This window comes from Enterobacter cloacae complex sp. GYL001, from assembly GCF_049237125.1.
Taxonomy (GTDB): Bacteria; Pseudomonadota; Gammaproteobacteria; order Enterobacterales; family Enterobacteriaceae; genus Enterobacter; species Enterobacter hormaechei_C.
The window spans coordinates 15541-36138 of sequence record NZ_JBMKGW010000002.1 but is presented as its reverse complement, the minus strand read 5'-3'; the positions used below and the strand labels follow the sequence as shown (position 1 = coordinate 36138).

Below are 20598 nucleotides of genomic sequence, written 5' to 3'. Positions count from 1 at the left end.
ACCGACGCTTTTGGCGTCGGTTTTCTCTTCGTTAGCTGTCTGTCAGCGCATTCTGGTAGCGGTGCAGCATAAACACCAGCCGCTCTACCGGCTCGGTAACCTGCGGCGGCGCTTCCCAGATCCGCAGTTTCTCCTGGTAGATATCCAGTTCCTCCAGCAGTTGCTTAAAGTAGCGGCGACGTTTGTCATCACTGGATGCCGATATCACATGGTCCGCCGTTCGCCGTAGCTGGCGGTGGTAGGCGGACAAATCGTCGTTGATCGGCACTGGCGCGTTCCGCAGACGCTGGTGCGCGATAATCATGGTTAACGCCAGGCGGAAGCGGGCGACATCGCCCGGGAATTTATTCAGCAACAGGAACAGCTGTTGATAGAGCGCCGGCAGGTGGTTCTCCTTGCGCCGCGCGGTGTTGGTAGTCAATGACGATACGGCGGCCGACACAAACTGATTCAGCAGCACACGCCCTGTCCGCGCCTGAGAGTTATCCCGCACCAGCAGGATCACCATCATCGCCAGGAAACAGCCCACCAGCTGACCTAATGCGCTATCCAGGAACTGGCTGAAATGGAAGGTCATCGGGTTATCCAGCACGATGATGTTAATCGTGCTCGCCAGCGCACCCAACGATCCCAGACGGCGTTTTTGTACCTCAATCCCGATAAAGAACGCCATCACCGCCAGGCTGATGCAGAGCAAAAGCATGCTTTGCTGCGTCGAGGGAATAATCACCAGGAAGTAGAGCGCACCAATGGGTAACGCCGCAATGGTGCCGTACAGAAAATCGATCGCGACCATGCGCGGGTTGGGCAGACGCATCGCCAGCGCGGTGACGACGGCAATCATCACCATCGCGCCGCTGCCGGACGTCCAGCCGGTCCACAGCCAGAACAGCGTGCCGAGTATACAAGCCAGGGTGGTACGCCAGAAATTAACCATCGCATGGTGGCGCTCGGCGGACTCCGGTTTGATCACCACTTCGCCCTGCAATACCTCTTCTTCCGCCGCACTGATTTTGGTGTTGCTAATCACGCCGCGTTTCAGGAGCAGGTAGCGCGTTGCGGCGCCTACCCAGGTATAAATGGTGACTGGCGTATCCCGTTCTCCTGTCCAGGCAATCACACGACGCATGCGTTTAAGCTGTCGATGCACGTCCTGCACCGTCTCCACGGGCTCATCAAACAGTTCGCGGAAAGTATCCGTTACCACTTCGGGGCGGGTGTTCTGAATCAGGTAGGTTTCACACGCCTGGGTGATCAGCGTTAACGAGACGGTATTGATCGCTTTCAGACGACGATTGGCCCGCTCCCAGCGGGAAGACTCCATGTTGAGATTACTGCGCATCCCTTCCAGCGCCTGCGTGCGGCGCACCAGCGCGCTCCAGGCCTTGTCGACCTCTTCGCTGTCGCCGTGCTTAATGCACAGCTGCATAAGCTGGTACTGAGCAACAATCAGCGCGTCCAGCTCACGATCGACTTCCTGCTTGATGGATCGCGGAGAGAAGAGCAGATCTGCGACAATCGCGCAGACGATACCAATGACAATCTCGCTACAACGTTCGACGGCGAACTGCGGAGCAAGCAGCGGTTCACTCTGAATGGTGATGATAATAATCAGCGCGGTATATCCCGCCAGGCCCCAGGCGTACGAGTTCTCCACCTTCACCAGCGAAGAGACCCAGGTGCAAAAACCCGCCCAGATACAGCACACAATCAGCATCAGCAGCGGCGTACGGATCATCAGGATGATAATGGTCAGAGCGGCGATACAGCCGATAAAGGTGCCGATAATACGCAGCATCCCGCGATAGCGAATTGCCCCGGAGTAAGGTTCGCCACCCGCCGCGAAGGCAGGACCGGCGGCGACGATCGCGGCGGTCAGAACGGCCCAGCGCGGTGTTTCAAGCTGGAAATGGAAGCCAACAAACAGCGCCAGCACAATGGCGCATGCCAGCTTCACGGCGAAGCGGATGTGCTGGCTGGCGATGGAAAAAATGCCCATAGCGATCAACCAAACTCGCGCAGGCGATGGGCGATTTGACGGAAGATAGAATCCTGGCTGGCATCACGGTCTTTTTCACCCGTGATCACCACCGTCGCGGTGGTGCCTGCGGGCCAGAGGTTGCTCTGCTGCTCATCCAGACGAATGCGTACCGGTACGCGCTGCGCCAGGCGAACCCACTCGAGGTTAGAATCGACGGTCGCCATCCCTTTTGTATCATTGGTACTGCTGGAGTTGGTCACCCCCGCGGCCACGCTGTCCACGGTTCCCTTCAGGACCCGGTTGCTGCCGAGCGGCGTGATTTCGGCGCGATAGCCCGGACGCACGCCTTCCAGCTTGGTCTCTTCCATATAGGCGAGGACGTAGAAGGAGTTCTGTTTCACCAGCGCCACGGCAGTTGAGCCGCGCGTGATAAACTCACCCGCATAGACGTTGAGGTTGGTCACCCAGCCATCGGACGGCGCGCGGATAACGGTACGTTCCAGATCGAGCTTCGCCAGATCGCGCGTCGCCTGCGCTTTTGCCAGCTGATGCAGCACGGTTTGCAGCACGTTATTAGACTGGTCAATCTCTTCCCGGGACATAGCCTGGATGCCCAGCTTGTTACGGCGACCTGCTTCACGGCGTTTTTCAGCGGCCAGCGCGTTGTAATACGCCACGTCGGCTTCCGCTTCTTCCAGCGCTTTTTGATAGCGCGGCTGGTCGATGGTGAACAGCACCTGATCTTTTTTCACCAGTTGGTTATCGTGGACGTTGACCGCCGTAATGAGACCGGCGACATCGGGCGCTATCGCGACCACCTCCGCGCTGAAACGCGCATCGCGCGTCCACGGGGATTCGGTGTAATAAACCCAGGCGCGAAAAATAGCGATGAACGCCAGGATGACCAGCGCCATAGTGATGGCAGTGCGGGAGATTTTTCTTGTTAGCGTTTTCACATCAACCTCAGACAAACATGCGCGATATTAAATAGAACAGGCAGCAATACAGCGCGGTATTGAACAATGCAGGATGCCAGACGAAATCATAAATCCCGGTAGGGACCAGCACCTTGCGCACCAGCCAGAAGATCGCCAGTGATAAAAGAAGCTCGAAAAATATCGGTGGGAACGACAAACCGAACACCACGATAACGGGAAACAGACTCATGTTGACCTTGATTAAAGAGAGTGCAGGTTACTGGATTTTTAAGCTCGCGCCGCCGCAGGAGAGCAAGAATTGCCGGGCGAGAGTGGCGCAGCCGTTATGTAATTAATAATATATTAACGTAACTGTTATGCTGTTATCTATCATATGTGATCTAAATCACTTTTAAGCCAGAGTGAATAATGGAACGTCTAAAACGCATGTCCGTCTTTGCGAAAGTGGTTGAGCAAGGCTCTTTTACCGCCGCAGCACGTCAGCTACAAATGAGCGTCTCATCCATTAGCCAGACAGTGTCAAAACTGGAAGATGAGCTCCAGGTGAAGCTGCTCAACCGCAGCACCCGCAGCATTGGGCTGACGGAAGCGGGTAAAATTTACTATCAGGGCTGCCGTCGAATGCTGCATGAGGTGCAGGATGTTCACGAGCAGCTCTATGCCTTTAACAACACGCCTATCGGCACGCTGCGTATCGGTTGTTCTTCAACTATGGCACAAAATGTTCTCGCTGCCATGACGGCGGAAATGCTTAAAGAGTATCCCGGTTTAACCGTTAATCTGGTAACGGGCATTCCGGCACCGGACCTGATTGCCGATGGGTTAGACGTGGTGATCCGCGTTGGCGCGTTGCAGGACTCGAGCCTGTTCTCGCGTCGACTGGGCAGCATGCCGATGGTGGTCTGCGCTTCGAAAAGCTATCTGGCACAGTATGGCGTGCCGGAAAAACCTGCCGACCTGAGCAACCACTCGTGGCTGGAATACAGCGTTCGGCCAGATAACGAATTTGAACTGATCGCGCCGGAAGGGCTTTCCACTAAACTGCTGCCTGAAGGCCGCTTCGTCACCAACGATCCGATGACCATCTCACGCTGGCTGGTGGCCGGGGCCGGGATCGCCTACGTACCGCTGATGTGGGTGATCAACGAGATCAACAGCGGCGTGCTGGAGATCCTCTTTCCGCGCTACCAGTCCGATCCGCGTCCGGTGTACGCGCTCTATACCGAAAAGGATAAGCTGCCGCTGAAGGTGCAGGTCTGTATTAACTATCTGACGGACTATTTTGTGGAAGTGGCGGAGCTGTTTCAGGGCATGCGAGGTAGAAGGAAAGAGTAGGCTTTTCCCCTCTCCCCGTTGGGGAGAGGGTTAGAGTGCGGGGGAAAATTTACGCCGTGCCGCCCACCGTCAGATTATCCACTTTCAGCGTAGGCTGACCGACGCCCACAGGCAGGCTCTGGCCCTCTTTGCCGCAAACGCCCACGCCGTTATCCAGTTTCAGGTCGTTACCGACCATGGAAATCTGCTGCATGGCCTCAATGCCGGAGCCAATCAGGGTTGCGCCCTTCACCGCTTTGGTCACTTTGCCCTTCTCAATCAGATACGCCTCTGAGGTAGAGAAGACAAATTTGCCGGAGGTGATATCCACCTGTCCGCCACCAAAGTTTGGCGCGAAGATACCGTAATCAACGGATTCGATAATCTCCTGCGGCGTGGACTGGCCCGGCAGCATGTAAGTATTGGTCATGCGCGGCATCGGCAGATGTGCGTAGGATTCACGACGGCCGTTACCCGTCGGCGCAACGCCCATCAGGCGCGCGTTAAGCTTGTCCTGCATGTAGCCTTTCAGTACGCCGTTTTCGATCAGCACGTTGTACTGACCCGGCGTACCTTCATCGTCGATAGAAATCGAGCCGCGACGGTCGAGCATGGTGCCATCATCCACCACGGTGCACAGCTCTGAGGAGACAAGCTGCCCCATCTGACCGCTGAATACGGACGTCCCGCGACGGTTGAAATCACCTTCCAGGCCGTGACCGACCGCTTCGTGCAGCAGCACTCCCGGCCAGCCTGCGCCCAGTACCACCGGCAACGTACCGGCGGGTGCAGCCACGGCAGACAGGTTGACCAGCGCCATGCGCACGGCTTCTTTTGCCCATGCATCCGCGCGGGCTTCGCCGTCAACATCACCCAGGAACCAGTCATAACCAAAACGACCGCCGCCACCGCTGGAGCCGCGCTCGCGCTTGCCGTCGTCTTCAACCTGCACGCTGATAGAGAGACGCACCAGCGGGCGAACGTCAGCGGCCAGGGTACCGTCTGTCGCCGCCACCAGGATCAGTTCATAAACACCGGTCAGGCTGGCAGAGACTTCCTGCACGCGTTTATCCGCCGCGCGAGCCACTTTGTCCACGCGACGCAGGATGTCCAGCTTCTCCTCGCGGCTCATGCTTTGCAGCGGGTCGATGCTGGTATAGAGCGCAGCGTGCTGCACTTCACCCAGCGTTTTCACCCGTCCGTCGCCTGTATCGCGCACAATGGTTCGCGCCGCCTGCGCGCTCTGCTCCAGCGCGGCCAGGCTTATCTGGTCTGCATAGGCAAAACCGGTTTTTTCGCCGCTGACGGCGCGCACGCCGACGCCCTGGTCAATGTTATAAGAGCCATCTTTAATGATGCTGTCTTCTAAAACCCAGGATTCGTGATAGCTCGACTGGAAATAGAGATCGCCGTAGTCGAGGCGGCGTTCGGTCAGTTGACCAAGAATGGAGAACAGGTCCTGATGGCTCAGGCCGTTCGCTGCGAGCAAATGTTCACTTACCAGGTTCAGACTCATCTATTGCTACTCGTTCGTTGCCGCCCGTGGCGGTATAAAGATCGTATTTATTGAGAGTGAGGCAATTACCTGCCCACGTCAAATCATTGCTGTGCTTCTTTGCGCGGCTGGCGCAGCACCTCATTAATCTGTGGTTTATCAACCGGCCCGGTAATGCGATAGCGCAGAATCGAGACTTTGCTCCAGAGCGGCCCCAGCACTTTACTGGCCGCAAACACCGCCGCCCCGACAATAGGATTGACCACAAAGGCTGCCGCAACGCCCACGCTTGCGGAAATCTCCGGCGCCACCACGGCTTCCATATCCAGCTCGCGGCGCACGAGATCCACTGACCCTTTCATCGCGATATCCGCTTCCAGGCCGTCCACCAGCGTATCGTCGGTGTGCAGAACGCCGTCTTTGATCCACGCCGTGCTGCGAATGGAATCGTAGTAGAAACCTTCGCTGAAGGTGTCGCTAAAGTCGAAGCGCAGCTTGCGCAGCAGCGCGTCAAAACTCAGCAGACGCAGGATCTGCCCGGCGCGCCCCGTGCTCACATCGGCAATCTCCCCCTTACCGAAGTGGGTTTTCAGGATGCCGTTAAGCGAAGCTTCATCGGGTGTCCACGGCGCAGCGCGCCAGTGCAGATCGTAATTCACATCGAAGGACGATCCGCGCAGCGGCGTGCTGATGCCGAAGAAGTTAGCCGCGGCGTCCAGCTTGTTGCCTTTAATATCGCCCTTCAGCGAGGTGCGCTGTTCACCCGGTTTGTTCACCCATTCGCCAGCGGCAGTCATGCGGCCAAAGCCGGTATCCACCAGCCCGCCAGTGAGGCTCAGCGTATTGCCCTGAATAGCAAAATCACCGTCGATACGGCCATATTTTTGCCCCCACAGCCAGCACTCCGCACAGCGCAGCTGGAGATCGGGCCAGCCGCTGAAATCCACGCGCGACGTTCCACTGCCACTGACAGGAGAAGCGCTTGTCGACTCTGCTTTAGACGCCGTAAAGGTCGGATTGTAATAAAGATAACGGATAGCCGCCTGCCATGGCGCGTGATCGCGCATGGTCAACGAACCGTTGATCTCACGCCCCTGCGCCTCGACCTTTGAGCCGTTTACCGTCGGCCGGGAGACAATACTCAGGTTGTTCCACTGCTGCCCGCCCAGCGTCAGCGCAGGCGTGCGCAAGGTAATGGACTGCGGGAACTGCGCCGTTTGGTCGACGTTTTGCCCGACACCTTTCTGGAACAGTGCCAGCCACTCTGCGCCATCCATCGGCGGGAGATTCAGTTCAACGCCCGCCTGCTCCGGCAGCGGCGGCGTGGTACGGCTGTCCGTCGTCCAGATCGCCCTGTCCAGCGTCAGCTTGCGGTTAAGCAGCCAGCGGCTATTGAAGTGGTTTGTGCCGCCAGCATTTCCGGTTAAATCGAAGCTGTTAAGGTTGCCCGCAACCTTAACGTTGACGGGCAATGCTTCACCGCTTTTCTTATTCAGCGGCGCGGGAAGCTGGCTGCTGAGGTTTTTCAGATCGCCCGTAATGTCGACGTTATAGCGCGCACCGGCATGATAAGGCAGGTCGATGGCGACCTTGCTATTCCATGACACCGCGCCGTCCACCGCATTCTCAATCGGCTTCGGCAGAACATCCATGCGTGACGGCTGCCAGTTCGCGTCCATATTGACCGCCACCTGGTAGGCTTTATCGCCCTCGGTGGTGGAGAAATCGATATTGACGGGTTGATTGAACCAGGTCGCTTTCAGCGGCTCACTTTTCAGCGTGCCGTTAACAAAGCTGAACTGACCGCTGAGGTTTTTCAGCGTGCTGTCCAGCGGCTTGATATAGAGGCTGTTGTTATTAAGGCTAACGTCGCCTTTGGCGGTGGTCATTTCACCGTCCAGCGGGATATCCAGATGTAAGCGAGCATTCACATCGCCATCTAACTGCAACTGCTGAAGGGTGGCTGCCAGGGAGTCATTCAGCGGCGTATCTTCAAAGTACGGGCCAACCGCTTTGCCCGGCCCCTTAATATCCGCATCAATCAGCAGTTTCTCTTTGGAGTAATCCGGGATGTTTGCCGTCAGGTTGCTTGCCGTTACGCCGCCCAGCGCAACGTTGTCCGTCTTCATCCACAGGCCGTCATTGAGGAAGTTGAGTTCAATATCCAGATTCTTCAGCGCCGGCCAGTCCGGCTGGAAGGCATAGGTGGCGTTGCGTAGCGGCACCAGAACCTGGAACTGGCCTTCGTTGTGCTTATACGGGAACAGGTGCGGGTTGCCGCCGTAGACCAGCGTGGCGTTATCCGCCTGGCCGCCCTGAATGGCGCCGCTGAGATAGTCCACCAGCGCTTTCCCCATCAGGTTTTCCGGGAAGTAGCGCCACGCCTGTGAACCGTCATCCGTGCTGATGCCCGCCAGAATACCCAGCCACGGCTCATCGCCTTCAGGCTGTAGATAACGGAAATTACCGCGCGCATGTACCGCTTTGGCTTTCACATTGATATCGCGGCCATCGAGCTGAAAACCTTTGTCATTCTTCAGCCAGTTGAGGGTGGCATTTCCTTTTTCGATCTCCAGTGGCGCACGGAAGACCGTTTCGTACGGCATTTTTGCTTGCTGCATTTCTGCCGTCAGCCTGCCGTTTTCCACGCTTCCTTCCAGTTTACCGCTGAAGTGCTCGGCACCCGGCAGCAGTTTCCACTGTTTCCAGGCGAGATTTTTCCATGCCGCCTGAAAACGCGTCTTTTCCGTCGCCTGGAGCGGAATATCCAGCGCCAGCCGGTTTATCTGCCCGCTCGGCTGCGTCGCCAGCCAGATTTCGCCCAGCTCCGGGGAGAGTTTTGCGGCCATTGAACGCAGCCCTTCGATCGCCGTCAGATCCAGGTTACTGGCGCGGATACGCAACTCGTCGCTGCGTTTACCGTTTATCCCGCCGACGTCCTGCTCCGGCATCCACGCCAGCGTCAGCGCGCCGCGCGGCCAGGGTTTGTTATCCATGGAGATGCGCGTATCCGGAATAGCGAACTGCCAGCCGCCTTTATCCTCCGTCACGTGTGCGGTGAGGTTATCGACGGAAAGTTGATGCTGATGGTTTTCCCCTTTCCAGCTCGCGCCCCCCTGCTTAAGCCAGATATCGCCACTGGCGAACGCCCCGTTCGTCAGGGTCATCCAGCCTTCCAGGCTGAAGCGCGCGGTCTCCAGCTGCATGTTCTGCTGTAACCACTCACCGAGCCACGGCTTCACGTCCACGTCGTCCGCCTGTAGCCACACCCTGCCGTTGTTCAGCAGGCCATTGTCGTCACGCAGATCCATCCGCACCTGCATAACGCCGTGCTGCCCGTTCAGGCTGGAGAGATTCACCTGCCCCTCGGCGCGGTGGCGATCTTTCCCGTTTAACCAGGTCAGCTGTGGGATCGCCAGCTCAGCGCGCTGCCCGGAAAGGGTAATAAAGCTCACTTCGCTGTCGCGCAGATCGAAATGATCGAACTGCCGCAGGAACAGATCGCTGATACGGCTGGTTTCCAGCCCCCGATCGCTGTCGCCGCTTCGCAGCGGCGTGTTAGTCATCAGCTGAAGTTGCCAGAAGGTGAGATCGCGAAACTGCCAGCGCAGATGCAGCAGGCTTTGCCAGATATCCAGCGCCAGGGTGACGCGTTTGATTTTGAGGTGGCCGCCATCTTTCAGGCCGGCGCTGATATCCCGGGCATCTAGCGTCGGGCCAAAGTTCTGCCAGCTTGCCTCGATATGACTCACGTCCACCGGCAGGCCGGTGGCGGATTCGATTTTTGCCAGGATCTGCGGACGCCAGCTGTCCAGATGCGGCAAGGCGAGACGCAGCCCGCTCACGAGCAACGCGACAATCACGACCAGCGTTGCCCCTGTAAGCAGTAAAATCCCCGGCAATCGCCTCACGCGTCTCTCCTTGTCAGCCTTAAATCTCGCAGCGAACTGCGTTTACATCATGACGACGTCAAACTGCTCCTGGTTATAGAGCGGCTCAATTTGCACTTTTACCTGTTTGCCGACAAAGATTTCCACTTCTGCCAGCGCGTGCGACTCTTCCCCTTTCAGGGCCTCCGCCACCGCAGGGGAAGCATAGACCAGAAAACGGTCTGAGTCGTAGGCATGATGGACACGGACAATCTCACGCATGATCTCGTAGCAGACCGTCTCCACCGTCTTTACCGTTCCGCGTCCATGGCAGGTTGGACACTCATTACACAGGACATGTTCCACGCTTTCGCGGGTCCGTTTCCGGGTCATTTCCACAAGACCGAGCTGCGAGAAGCCATTGATGCTGGTTTTCACGCGATCTTTACTCAGCGCCTGCTCCAGAGAGTGCAGCACGCGACGGCGGTGATCTTCATTGTTCATATCGATAAAGTCGATGATGATAATGCCGCCCAGATTACGCAGACGAAGCTGACGCGCGATGGCCTGCGTCGCTTCTATGTTGGTGTTGAAGATGGTGTCATCGAGGTTGCGATGGCCGACAAACGCGCCGGTGTTGATGTCGACGGTGGTCATCGCTTCGGTTTGATCGATGATCAGATAGCCACCCGATTTCAGCTCAACCTTACGCTCCAGCGCACGCTGGATTTCGTTTTCAACGTCATAGAGGTCAAATATTGGCTGGCGTCCGGTGTAATGCTCCAGCAGACCCGGCATTTCCGGGATGTACTCGGCGGTGAACTCCAGTAAGGCTTCGTACGTCAGACGGGAATCCACGCGGATGCGGTCAAGCTGGGCGTCGGCGAAATCGCGTAATACGCGCTGAGCGAGCGCCAGCTCACCGTACAGCCGGTAGCGGGTCTGGTTGCGTTTTTTACGCTCCATCACTTTGGTCCAGACGCGCTTCAGGTAGGCCGCATCCGAGGCCAGATCTTCTTCGCTGATCCCTTCCGCCGCGGTACGGATAATAAACCCGCCCTGCTCGTCGCAGTAGGCGCTGACCACCTTTTTCAGGCGCTCACGCTCGCTTTCGCTCTCAATACGCTGTGACACGCCGACGTGCGACGCCCCCGGCATAAAGACCAGATAGCGTGAAGGCAGGGTGATGTCGGTGGTCAGACGCGCGCCTTTGGTGCCCAGCGGATCTTTTACCACCTGCACCATCAGATCCTGGCCCTGACGCACCAGCTCAGAGATGTCGCGCACGGCAAACTGCTTTTGCTCTTCGCCTGCCACGCATTCGGTGTGCGGCATGATATCGGAGGCATGTAAAAACGCCGCCTTATCGAGCCCAATATCTACAAAAGCCGCCTGCATACCCGGCAGGACACGACTGACACGACCTTTGTAGATATTGCCTACGATTCCGCGTCGCGCTTCACGCTCAATATGAATTTCCTGGAGAATGCCACCATCAATGTAGGCCACACGGGTTTCCGATGGCGTTACGTTTACCAACAATTCAGCCGTCATAATTATCCCTTCCCTCACGCAGTGAGTTAAAATTGCTCAGCAACTCATACGTTTCCACCAGCGGTAAGCCGACTACGGCGTGATAGCTGCCATTTATCTTCCTGACAAAACAGCCACCCAACCCTTGAATACCGTATGCACCTGCTTTATCCATAGGTTCACCGCTGGCGATATAGCCGGCGATCTCCTCGTCGGTGAGGACTCTGAACGTCACTTCCGTTACCACAAGGCAATCCAGAACGTACTGGCTATCTGCCAGCGCTACCGCCGTCATCACCTGATGGGTTTGTCCGGACATGCTACGCAGCATCCGCGCCGCATGGTCTGCGTCGCGGGGTTTCTCAAGCACCTCACCATTGAGAATGACGATGGTATCCGCACCCAGCACCGGTAAGTCACGCGGCACGCATGCCACGCCCGCCTGCGCTTTTTCACGCGCCAGACGAGAGACATACTGCTGAGCGCTTTCACCCTCAGCACGTTTTTCTTCGATACCGGTAACGATGCGTTCGAAGGAGACACCCAACTGCGCGAGCAGTTCCTGGCGACGCGGAGAACCGGAGGCAAGATACAAAGACGTCATAGAAACCTTTTATTGCACGGCAAACTGCTGGCGAATTTTACGCATCAGCAGGAACAGCCACGGCCAGAGCACACCGTTTACTACACTACTCCAGAACACTTCCGGTCGGAAAGAGACGTTGATCACTAAAAACTCTGCCCAGAAAACAACGATATCCGCAGCGAGCGACAACAACATCACCACCAGCGCCTGTTGCCAGAGCGCAAGGTTACGAAAGAGCTGGAATTTGAGTGCGACGAGATACGCAATAATGCTCATGGATAAGGCGCGGACGCCAAGCGTAGAGCCACTGATAAGATCCAGTATGGCACCCATCACAAAACCTGTGCCGACATTTACGCGGTGCGGCAGGGCAAGGATCCAGTAGAGCAAAATGAGCAACACCCAGTTTGGCCGGAAAACAAGAATGTCGTCCGGCCAGGGCATAATTTGCAGCAACAGTGCTACGAGGAATGAGAGCCAGATTACCCAGCGCCCCTGGCTACGATAACTGGCCACTACTGCCCTCCACCCGAGACTTGCGGCGGTGGGGGCGCATCCGGCAGCGGCTGCGTTAACCCCGTCGCCGGAGCCGGTACGGGTGCAGGTGGTCCCATCGCATCCGGCGCAGGCAGCACCTGCGGCATCATCTGCATCAGGCGTTCGTTGGCCACGCGATGCACATCTTCCGGGGTCATCGGGTTAGCGCCGTTACGATCGGCGCCCCACAGCAGCAACAGGTAGCGCAAACGCTGCAAGCCGGCCGTTGGACGCGCCTGAATCACGGTGTAGGCACGCTGAGTGTCGAGCTTCACGGAAGAGACAACCGCAACCGGGTAGCCCTCAGGGAAACGACCGCCCAGACCGGACGTCACCAGCACGTCGCCCACGCGGATATCCGTGTTGGCAGGCAGGTGTTCCAGTTGCAGATCGTCCGTGCAGCCATTACCGGCGGCAATCACGCGAATATCGTTACGCAGCACCTGAATCGGCAGTGCATGGGTGGCATCGCAAATCAGCAACACGCGGCTGGTCAGTTTGGCAACCGCCACAACCTGGCCCACGACGCCCTTATCGCTGATGACAGGCTGACCTTCGTATACGCCGTTCACGCTGCCTTTATCAATCACCACCTGATCGCTGTACGGATCGTTTACGGTGGAGATCACCTGGGTGACCATTTTCTGTTCATCCTGGCGCAGCGGCGAGCCAAGCAGTTCGCGCAGACGGGCGTTTTCCTGCTTATATTGCCCCAGCATCAGCAGCTCGCTATTTTTCAGCAGCAGTTCCTGGCGTAACGCACGGTTTTCGAGTTCGAGCTGGTCACGCGATGAGAGCGTTTGCGACACGGAGTCGAGCAGTTCACGGGGACCATTTGAAATAAAGTAGAAAGGACTGACGGCGGTATCCATGTACGTTCGGATCTGGCTGAACGTACCGAGGCGGCTATCGGCAATAATGACCCCGAGCGCAACCAGAACCGCCAGGATCAGGCGAAACTGTAGCGACGGGCCACGGCTAAAAATTGGCTTCATAGGCTATGCGTATTCTCGCGTCAGAGAGAAAGGGTAGCGAATTGCTACCCTCTCACACCCGACTACTCTTCGCTAAACAAGTCGCCGCCGTGCATGTCGATCATTTCCAGCGCCTTGCCACCACCACGGGCGACGCAAGTCAGTGGATCTTCTGCAACTACGACAGGAATACCTGTCTCTTCCATTAACAGGCGGTCGAGGTTACGCAGCAGCGCACCACCACCGGTCAGAACCATACCGCGCTCGGAGATATCGGAAGCCAGCTCTGGCGGGCACTGTTCCAGCGCAACCATCACCGCGCTCACGATGCCGGTCAGCGGCTCCTGCAACGCTTCCAGGATTTCGTTGGAGTTCAGGGTGAATCCGCGTGGCACGCCTTCAGCCAGGTTACGACCGCGAACTTCGATCTCGCGTACTTCATCACCCGGATAGGCAGAACCGATTTCATGCTTGATGCGCTCTGCGGTTGCTTCACCGATCAGAGAGCCGTAGTTACGGCGAACGTAATTGATGATGGCTTCGTCGAAACGGTCGCCGCCGATACGCACGGAAGAGGAGTACACCACACCGTTCAGGGAGATAACGGCCACTTCAGTGGTACCGCCACCGATATCCACCACCATAGAACCGGTAGCCTCAGAAACCGGCAGACCCGCACCAATTGCCGCAGCCATCGGTTCTTCAATCAGGAACACTTCACGCGCACCGGCACCCTGAGCGGATTCACGGATCGCACGGCGTTCAACCTGGGTTGCGCCAACCGGCACACACACCAGCACGCGCGGGCTTGGGCGCATGAAGCTGTTGCTGTGAACCTGCTTGATGAAGTGCTGAAGCATTTTTTCGGTCACGAAGAAGTCAGCAATAACGCCGTCTTTCATAGGGCGGATCGCGGCGATGTTGCCCGGCGTACGGCCCAGCATCTGCTTCGCATCATGACCTACTGCGGCCACGCTTTTTGGCGAGCCGGCACGATCCTGACGAATGGCCACAACGGAAGGCTCATTCAATACGATGCCTTGTCCTTTTACATAAATAAGGGTATTCGCGGTACCCAGGTCAATGGACAGGTCATTGGAAAACATGCCACGAAATTTTTTCAACATACTAAGGGATAATCCTGAAAGCTGGGGCGGAAAACAAAATCCGCTTACTTTACCAACCACACGCAGCAGCGACAAGGCGCAAAAATCGTCTGCTACGGTGAAAATTAGTGCAGCACGTTTCCTTTGTTACAAATTCATCCCCTGAATCCCTCAGGGCTGAGTAAACAGCAGCGTCCCTCACTTTCACTTGTAACCCACTAAAGGTCGTTCACTGGCTTTTATGCTCGTCTTACTCAAAGCTACAGGCGCGATATTCTACGTGAAAACAAAGTAAACGGCAGGTCAAACAGAGTATCTTTGCAAATATTTTTTCACATTGGTGTCAAGCGGCTGAGAGGCGGCAAAAAAATCCCCCTGACCGCCCGTCACGCCGCGCTCTGTCAACATCTGCCATTCACTTCGTGAACGTACGCCTGCGGCAAATACTTGCGTTTGCGTTCCTTTGCACGCTTCCACCAGGCTTTGTACCAGCAGCTGGTTTTCCGTGCGTTTTTCAATATTCCTTACCAGACCCGGATGCAGCTTCAATAATTCAACATCCAGCTCTTTGATCCAGCGGGTGCTCACCAGCGTCAGACCCGCCTGGGTTACCGCCACGCGAGCCCCAAGCGCATTGATTAAACGCACCACCGGGCGCAACCGGCTGATGTGTTGACCTACATCTGCCTCTGCAAGTTCAAAAATAATGCGTTTGCGTTGCGATTTTTCGCATTGCATTAACGTGTCACGTAACCAGCGCTGGAAACGCGGACGGATCAGCGATTCGACGGTCACCTGTAAAGCCAGATTTTCTTCAGGCCAGTACGATAAAAACGGAATGAGACGGGTGATTTGCTGACGGTCATACTCTTCGGACAATCCGAATTGCAACACCATGGGCAGATATTCCGCGGAGATAACCTCTTCAGTGCCATCAAAAATACGGCACATCAGCTCACGATGATGAACATGACCATTCTTCATGACCGCCGGTTTTTGATAGATGCGCGGTCCGCCCCGGCTCAGCATCTGTTCAATCAGGGTTCGCCAGCGCACGTTGCCACGCCCTTTCTCCGGCAGCGTATCATCATAGACTGCCCAGCCGTTCGCCCCCTGCAATACGGCGTTACGCGTGGCCGCTTCCGCATGTTCCATCACCTGCTCCGTCGACTGACCGCCGCGCCAGGCACAGATGCCCATATGCACCATATCGTCTCTGTCGAGCATTTTGCTCTGGGGCAGCGCATCGACGGCTTTCAGCAGCTGGCTGGCGATACTCTCGGACTCTTTTAAGGTGCGATGCGGCAGCAAGACGGCAAAATCGCTGCGGTGGTAGCGTGCCAGTAACGCGCCGGGGTAGCGCATAATAAAGGTGGACAGCAGGTTAATCAGCGTAAAGAGGTTCTCTTCCGCCACGCGCTGACCCCAGGTATCACGGAGCAGATCGAAGTCGGGCAGGCGAATCATCATTACCACGCCATGCGTACCCACCTTTTCGGGGTCATCAAGAAGCGTAGCCAGCTGATTATCAAAGAAGAGACGGTTGTTGAGGCCCGTTTTGTTATCCTGCGCGGCGTAAGAGCGAATCAACGTGTCCATACGGCTACGCTGATCGCTGGCAAACTGGATTTCGGAGAGCAACACGTCCAGGGCGCTACTGGTGCGTGATGGCCATTCATAAACCGATCCCCGCACCTGTGGACCCCGTTCGCCATTCAGTATCCGCACGGAGCGTGTTTCCAGCAGCTCCTGGCCGGAAAGTTGACGACGCTGCCAGCGAACGGCGAGGAAAATCAGCAGTACGATAAAGGCAACGGCGATGGTTAAGGGCGCGGTGGTCATAAGCGAGCGTAAATAGTTGCTCATCGGATCCTGGTACATTAGATGAATTGTCATACCCGGATGTTTAAGTGAATTAACCGTGACGTCCCGATACTGATCTACCGTGCCGGCAGGACGATAGCTGCCCTGGCGGGTATGGCTGAAAACGGTCTGCTTCCCCTGTTTAATGTCGATCTGCACGATATCCACAGGCACCATTAACTCATCCAGCTCACGCGAAAGCGCCGGGAAGGAGGTTGCAATCAGGCGAGTGTCGATAACCGATGCAACCGATTCAACCCGGTTAACCAGCTTATCCTGGATGGCATTGTAAAAGCTCAGCGAGCAGCCGATTAGCGTGACAAATATGGTCAGCCCCGTCAGCAAGGTGATAAAAGCTGAGAACTTCGTCGTTAATCGCATCCTTGAGATTACTCCGTGGGTTGAAGGGGGGTGCAAGTGAGCACTAACTTGCATTTCAAATGCGGCATACTACCAAACCTGGCGTATCTGGCAATTTATTGCGTTAAATCGGCACTGCGTTTCATTGAGCGAGTATAGTCATCAGAACATATTTTCCCATCATCAAACCTAGTGAGGACCCAGTATGCAGGCTTTGATCTTAGAACAGCAGGACGGCAAAACCGTTGCCTCAGTGCAAGCCATCGAGGAGAGCCGCCTGCCGGAGGGCGACGTGACCGTAGATATCGACTGGTCCAGCCTGAACTATAAGGATGCGCTGGCCATTACGGGAAAAGGTAAAATCATCCGAAATTTCCCGATGGTGCCAGGAATCGACTTTGCAGGCCGCGTACATACCAGTGAAGATCCACGTTTTCACGCCGGACAGCAGGTGCTGCTCACCGGCTGGGGCGTAGGTGAAAACCACTGGGGCGGACTGGCAGCGCAGGCGCGCGTAAAAGGTGACTGGCTGGTCCCGATGCCGAAAGGCCTGGACGGTCGTAAGGCGATGATCATCGGCACGGCAGGTTTCACCGCCATGCTGTGCGTGATGGCGCTGGAAGAGGCCGGGATCCGCCCTGACTCTGGCGAAATTGTCGTCACCGGCGCCAGCGGCGGCGTGGGCAGCACGGCCGTCACGCTGCTGCACAAGTTGGGGTATCAGGTCGCTGCCGTCTCAGGCCGCGAAAGTACGCATGATTATCTACGTCAATTGGGCGCAAGCCGCATTCTGAGCCGCGACGAATTTGCCGAAACCCGCCCGCTGGAAAAACAGGTCTGGGCTGGCGCAGTAGATACCGTCGGCGACAAAGTGCTGGCGAAGGTGCTGGCGCAAATGAATTACGGCGGCTGCGTGGCGGCCTGTGGTCTGGCGGGCGGTTTTGCCCTGCCGACGACGGTGATGCCATTTATTCTGCGTAACGTGCGTCTTCAGGGTGTCGATTCGGTCATGACCCCAGCCGAGCGGCGAGCTGAGGCCTGGGAACGTCTGGTGCAGGATCTGCCAGCCTCATTCTTTGACCAGAGCGCCACTGAGATTACCCTGAGCCAGGCGCCAGAGTTCGCCAGTAAAATCATGGACAACCAGTTCCACGGTCGTGCGCTGGTTAAAATCGCCTAATCTTCAAATTTTCGTGACATATTCGCGCTAACCCTCCTCCTCCGTCATGCTTAGAAAAACGCCTGACGGAGGATGCCATGAAAACCCGAAAACTGACGGAAGCCGACGTAACGTCTGAATCTGTCTTTATGCTACAGCGCCGCCAGATCCTGAAAATGCTTGGCATCAGCGCCACCGCCCTGACGCTCACCCCTGCGGCCCATGCCGATCTGCTCGACTGGTTTAAGGGCAACGATCGCCCGAAAGCCCCCTCCGGCGCACCGCTTAACTTCACCAAACCGGCGCAGTGGCAGAATAAACTGGCGCTGACGCCGGAAGATAAAGTCACCGGCTATAACAACTTCTATGAGTTTGGTCTCGATAAGGCCGATCCTGCCGCCAACGCCGGGAGCATGAAAACCGATCCCTGGACGCTGAAGATAGATGGCGAGGTGGCAAAACCGCTGACGCTGGATCATCATGACCTCACCACCCGCTTCCCACTTGAAGAGCGCATTTACCGTATGCGCTGTGTGGAAGCCTGGTCGATGGTGGTGCCGTGGGTAGGTTTCCCTTTGCATAAACTGCTGGCGCTGGTTGAGCCCACCAGCAACGCGAAGTATGTTTCCTTCCAGACGCGCTACGCCCCGGACGAGATGCCAGGCCAGAAGGATCGGTTTATCGGCGGCGGGCTGGAGTATCCCTACGTTGAAGGTTTACGTCTCGACGAAGCCATGCATCCGCTTACGCTGCTCACCGTCGGGGTTTATGGCAAAGCGCTACCGCCGCAAAACGGGGCGCCCATTCGCCTGACCGTACCGTGGAAATACGGTTTCAAGGGCATCAAATCGATCGTCAGCATTAAGCTCACCCGTGAACGCCCCCCCACCACCTGGAACCTGGCAGCGCCTGACGAGTATGGTTTTTTTGCCAACGTTAACCCGCACGTTGACCATCCGCGCTGGTCGCAGGCAACGGAACGTTTTATCGGCTCCGGCGGCGCGCTGGATGTTAAACGCCAGCCAACGCTGCTGTTTAACGGCTATGCGGATGAGGTGGCATCCCTCTACCGTGGGCTGAATTTACGGGAGAACTTCTAAGTGCGTTTAACGGCAAAGCAGATAACCTGGCTGAAGGTACTCCTGCATTTAGCCGGATTGCTCCCCTTTATCTGGCTCTTCTGGGCAGCCAGCCAGGGACAGTTCAGTGCCGATCCGGCGAAAGATATTCAGCATTTTACGGGTCGGATGGCTCTGAAATTTTTGCTGGCGACCTTGCTCGTCTCACCGCTGGCGCGCTACGCTAAACAGCCATTATTGATACGCACCCGTCGGCTTTTAGGGCTATGGTGTTTTGCCTGGGCGACGCTGCATCTCACCAGCTACGCCCTGCTGGAACTGGGCATTAACAACCTGGCACTCCTTGGCAGCGAACTGGTGACGCGTCCCTATCTGACGCTGGGTATCGTAAGCTGGCTGGTTTTACTGGCGCTGACGCTGACATCCACGCAGTATGCGCAGCGAAAACTGGGTCGACGCTGGCAACTGCTTCACAACTTCGTCTATCTTGTCGCGATCCTCGCCCCGATTCATTACCTGTGGTCGGTGAAGATTTTATCCCCTCAGCCGGTCATCTACGCCCTGTTGGCCCTGGCCCTTTTAGCGTGGCGTTACAAGAAGTTCCGCCAGTGGTTGCGATAGTTCACGAAACTGTGCGTTTTCCCGCAGATTATTTATCAACCGCGAATCTTTTTCGGATAGCGGTTGATAATCTTCCCTGATAAGACCAGTATTTAGCTGCCAAATGCTACGAAATCGTTATAATGTGCGACTTCGGTTTTCCGGACAGGGGTTTTAGGCCTCTGAAAGGGTGACAATTGCGCTTTGAGGGTATATGTTGTTTTTTACCCGAAAATCGCAGGAGATAGCGGCGCAATGGCTGACAAATTCCAAATTTTAGTATTGAACGGTCCGAACCTGAACATGCTCGGCACCCGTGAGCCAGAGAAGTACGGCACGCTGACATTGAGCGAAATTGTTAACCGTCTGAGTACGGAAGCAGCCTCGCTGAATGTGGATTTGGACCATTTTCAGTCAAACGCGGAGTACGCAATCATCGACCGTATTCATCAGGCTAAAGACACTGTGGACTATATCCTGATCAATCCGGCCGCGTTTACGCACACCAGTGTTGCTATACGCGACGCACTGCTCGCGGTGAGTATCCCGTTTATCGAGATCCACCTGAGTAACGTGCACGCCCGAGAGCCGTTCCGCCATCATTCCTACCTGTCAGATATCGCCGCTGGCGTGATTTGTGGGCTGGGTGCAGACGGCTATTCATACGCTTTACAGACAGCGGTAAAACGCTTGTCACAATCACACTAAACAAGAGTACGGAACCCACTCATGGATATTCGTAAGATTAAAAAACTGATCGAGCTGGTTGAAGAATCAGGCATCTCCGAACTGGAAATTTCTGAAGGCGAAGAGTCTGTACGCATCAGCCGTGCAGCCCCGGCCGCTAGCTTCCCGGTAATGCAGCAAGCTTACGCTGCGCCAGTGCAGCAGCCTGCGCTCTCCGCAGCCGTTGCACCAGTGGCAGCAGAAGCGGCACCTGCGGCTGCAACAGAAATCAGTGGTCACATCGTACGTTCCCCAATGGTTGGTACTTTCTACCGCACCCCGAGCCCGGACGCGAAGGCGTTCATCGAAGTGGGTCAGAAAGTCAACGTAGGCGATACCCTGTGCATCGTTGAAGCCATGAAAATGATGAACCAGATCGAAGCAGACAAATCAGGTACTGTGAAAGCGATCCTGGTCGAAAGTGGTCAGCCGGTAGAATTTGACGAGCCGCTGGTCGTCATCGAGTAACGAGGCGAAC

At 56.4% G+C, this 20598-nt stretch carries 17 protein-coding genes; 6 read left to right on the top strand and 11 right to left on the bottom strand.

Going from position 1 to position 20598, the window contains the following annotated elements; all coding sequences use genetic code 11:
- Positions 1-31: 31 nt before the first annotated feature.
- From aaeB to aaeX, 3 genes are read right to left on the bottom strand one after another with little or no spacing between them, the layout of a single operon-like run.
- Positions 32-1999 (bottom strand): p-hydroxybenzoic acid efflux pump subunit AaeB, encoded by a 1968-nt coding sequence (aaeB, locus tag ACOTWU_RS04240; RefSeq protein ID WP_015572008.1) that lies wholly within the window; start codon positions 1997-1999, stop codon positions 32-34.
- Between the two features lie 5 nt (positions 2000-2004).
- Positions 2005-2937 carry a p-hydroxybenzoic acid efflux pump subunit AaeA gene (aaeA, locus tag ACOTWU_RS04235; protein ID WP_017382713.1) on the bottom strand — a complete coding sequence of 311 codons (933 nt, stop codon included), beginning with the start codon at positions 2935-2937 and terminating at the stop codon, positions 2005-2007.
- A gap of 7 nt (positions 2938-2944) precedes the next feature.
- Positions 2945-3148, bottom strand: a complete 204-nt coding sequence (gene aaeX, locus ACOTWU_RS04230) for a p-hydroxybenzoic acid efflux pump operon protein AaeX (protein WP_003860416.1) — start codon at positions 3146-3148, stop codon at positions 2945-2947.
- A 179-nt stretch (positions 3149-3327) separates the two neighbouring features.
- On the opposite strand from aaeX, the gene aaeR reads away from it, so the two are divergent.
- Positions 3328-4254, top strand: a complete 927-nt coding sequence (aaeR, locus tag ACOTWU_RS04225; RefSeq protein WP_003860415.1) for an HTH-type transcriptional activator AaeR — start codon at positions 3328-3330, stop codon at positions 4252-4254.
- Between the two features lie 49 nt (positions 4255-4303).
- Here aaeR and tldD read toward each other — a convergent pair whose 3' ends face one another.
- The 8 genes from tldD to csrD form a co-directional block, all read right to left on the bottom strand.
- Positions 4304-5749, bottom strand: coding sequence for a metalloprotease TldD (tldD, locus tag ACOTWU_RS04220; protein ID WP_017382710.1), 1446 nt, complete (start codon positions 5747-5749; stop codon positions 4304-4306).
- Positions 5750-5832: 83 nt separating this feature from the next.
- Positions 5833-9639, bottom strand: a complete 3807-nt coding sequence (gene yhdP / locus ACOTWU_RS04215; protein WP_126499198.1) for an AsmA2 domain-containing protein YhdP — start codon at positions 9637-9639, stop codon at positions 5833-5835.
- A 42-nt stretch (positions 9640-9681) separates the two neighbouring features.
- On the bottom strand, positions 9682-11151 hold the full coding sequence (gene rng, locus ACOTWU_RS04210; protein ID WP_003860405.1) for a ribonuclease G: 1470 nt from the start codon (positions 11149-11151) through the stop codon (positions 9682-9684).
- Positions 11141-11734, bottom strand: coding sequence for a Maf family protein (locus ACOTWU_RS04205; protein WP_040118162.1), 594 nt, complete (start codon positions 11732-11734; stop codon positions 11141-11143). Before ACOTWU_RS04205 ends, rng begins: the two co-directional genes overlap by 11 nt.
- Before the next feature lie 9 nt (positions 11735-11743).
- On the bottom strand, positions 11744-12232 hold the full coding sequence (mreD, locus tag ACOTWU_RS04200) for a rod shape-determining protein MreD (RefSeq protein WP_003860402.1): 489 nt from the start codon (positions 12230-12232) through the stop codon (positions 11744-11746).
- Entirely contained in the window at positions 12232-13248 is a 1017-nt protein-coding gene (gene mreC, locus ACOTWU_RS04195) for a rod shape-determining protein MreC (RefSeq protein ID WP_003860400.1), read from the bottom strand. The genes mreD and mreC overlap by 1 nt, the downstream gene beginning before the upstream one ends.
- Before the next feature lie 62 nt (positions 13249-13310).
- Complete coding sequence (gene mreB / locus ACOTWU_RS04190) at positions 13311-14354, bottom strand: rod shape-determining protein MreB (protein WP_000913396.1); 1044 nt, start codon at positions 14352-14354, stop codon at positions 13311-13313.
- Positions 14355-14636: 282 nt separating this feature from the next.
- A complete protein-coding gene (gene csrD / locus ACOTWU_RS04185) occupies positions 14637-16577 on the bottom strand; it encodes an RNase E specificity factor CsrD (RefSeq protein ID WP_040118163.1) in 1941 nt (646 codons plus the stop codon).
- 184 nt (positions 16578-16761) lie between these two features.
- On the opposite strand from csrD, the gene ACOTWU_RS04180 reads away from it, so the two are divergent.
- The 5 genes from ACOTWU_RS04180 to accB all read left to right on the top strand — a co-directional run bounded on the left by ACOTWU_RS04180 (position 16762) and on the right by accB (position 20588).
- Positions 16762-17736 carry an MDR family oxidoreductase gene (locus ACOTWU_RS04180; RefSeq protein WP_017382706.1) on the top strand — a complete coding sequence of 325 codons (975 nt, stop codon included), beginning with the start codon at positions 16762-16764 and terminating at the stop codon, positions 17734-17736.
- A gap of 77 nt (positions 17737-17813) precedes the next feature.
- On the top strand, positions 17814-18815 hold the full coding sequence (gene msrP, locus ACOTWU_RS04175) for a protein-methionine-sulfoxide reductase catalytic subunit MsrP (protein WP_015572016.1): 1002 nt from the start codon (positions 17814-17816) through the stop codon (positions 18813-18815).
- Complete coding sequence (gene msrQ / locus ACOTWU_RS04170) at positions 18816-19415, top strand: protein-methionine-sulfoxide reductase heme-binding subunit MsrQ (protein WP_003860393.1); 600 nt, start codon at positions 18816-18818, stop codon at positions 19413-19415. It begins immediately after the preceding gene.
- Positions 19416-19649: 234 nt separating this feature from the next.
- Positions 19650-20102 carry a type II 3-dehydroquinate dehydratase gene (gene aroQ / locus ACOTWU_RS04165; protein WP_003860391.1) on the top strand — a complete coding sequence of 151 codons (453 nt, stop codon included), beginning with the start codon at positions 19650-19652 and terminating at the stop codon, positions 20100-20102.
- A 21-nt stretch (positions 20103-20123) separates the two neighbouring features.
- Positions 20124-20588, top strand: a complete 465-nt coding sequence (accB, locus tag ACOTWU_RS04160; RefSeq protein WP_015572018.1) for an acetyl-CoA carboxylase biotin carboxyl carrier protein — start codon at positions 20124-20126, stop codon at positions 20586-20588.
- Positions 20589-20598 lie beyond the last annotated feature (10 nt).

What these genes read in the sequence shown, in the direction of transcription:
- mreB (WP_000913396.1), bottom strand. Translation starts at nt 14,354, where the DNA reads ATGTTGAAAAAATTTCGTGGCATGTTTTCCAATGACCTGTCCATTGAC.
- rng (WP_003860405.1), bottom strand. Translation starts at nt 11,151, where the DNA reads ATGACGGCTGAATTGTTGGTAAACGTAACGCCATCGGAAACCCGTGTG.
- accB (WP_015572018.1), top strand. Translation starts at nt 20,124, where the DNA reads ATGGATATTCGTAAGATTAAAAAACTGATCGAGCTGGTTGAAGAATCA.
- msrP (WP_015572016.1), top strand. Translation starts at nt 17,814, where the DNA reads ATGAAAACCCGAAAACTGACGGAAGCCGACGTAACGTCTGAATCTGTC.
- aroQ (WP_003860391.1), top strand. Translation starts at nt 19,650, where the DNA reads ATGGCTGACAAATTCCAAATTTTAGTATTGAACGGTCCGAACCTGAAC.
- aaeB (WP_015572008.1), bottom strand. Translation starts at nt 1,999, where the DNA reads ATGGGCATTTTTTCCATCGCCAGCCAGCACATCCGCTTCGCCGTGAAG.
- tldD (WP_017382710.1), bottom strand. Translation starts at nt 5,749, where the DNA reads ATGAGTCTGAACCTGGTAAGTGAACATTTGCTCGCAGCGAACGGCCTG.
- ACOTWU_RS04180 (WP_017382706.1), top strand. Translation starts at nt 16,762, where the DNA reads ATGCAGGCTTTGATCTTAGAACAGCAGGACGGCAAAACCGTTGCCTCA.
- csrD (WP_040118163.1), bottom strand. Translation starts at nt 16,577, where the DNA reads ATGCGATTAACGACGAAGTTCTCAGCTTTTATCACCTTGCTGACGGGG.
- aaeR (WP_003860415.1), top strand. Translation starts at nt 3,328, where the DNA reads ATGGAACGTCTAAAACGCATGTCCGTCTTTGCGAAAGTGGTTGAGCAA.
- ACOTWU_RS04205 (WP_040118162.1), bottom strand. Translation starts at nt 11,734, where the DNA reads ATGACGTCTTTGTATCTTGCCTCCGGTTCTCCGCGTCGCCAGGAACTG.
- aaeX (WP_003860416.1), bottom strand. Translation starts at nt 3,148, where the DNA reads ATGAGTCTGTTTCCCGTTATCGTGGTGTTCGGTTTGTCGTTCCCACCG.
- mreC (WP_003860400.1), bottom strand. Translation starts at nt 13,248, where the DNA reads ATGAAGCCAATTTTTAGCCGTGGCCCGTCGCTACAGTTTCGCCTGATC.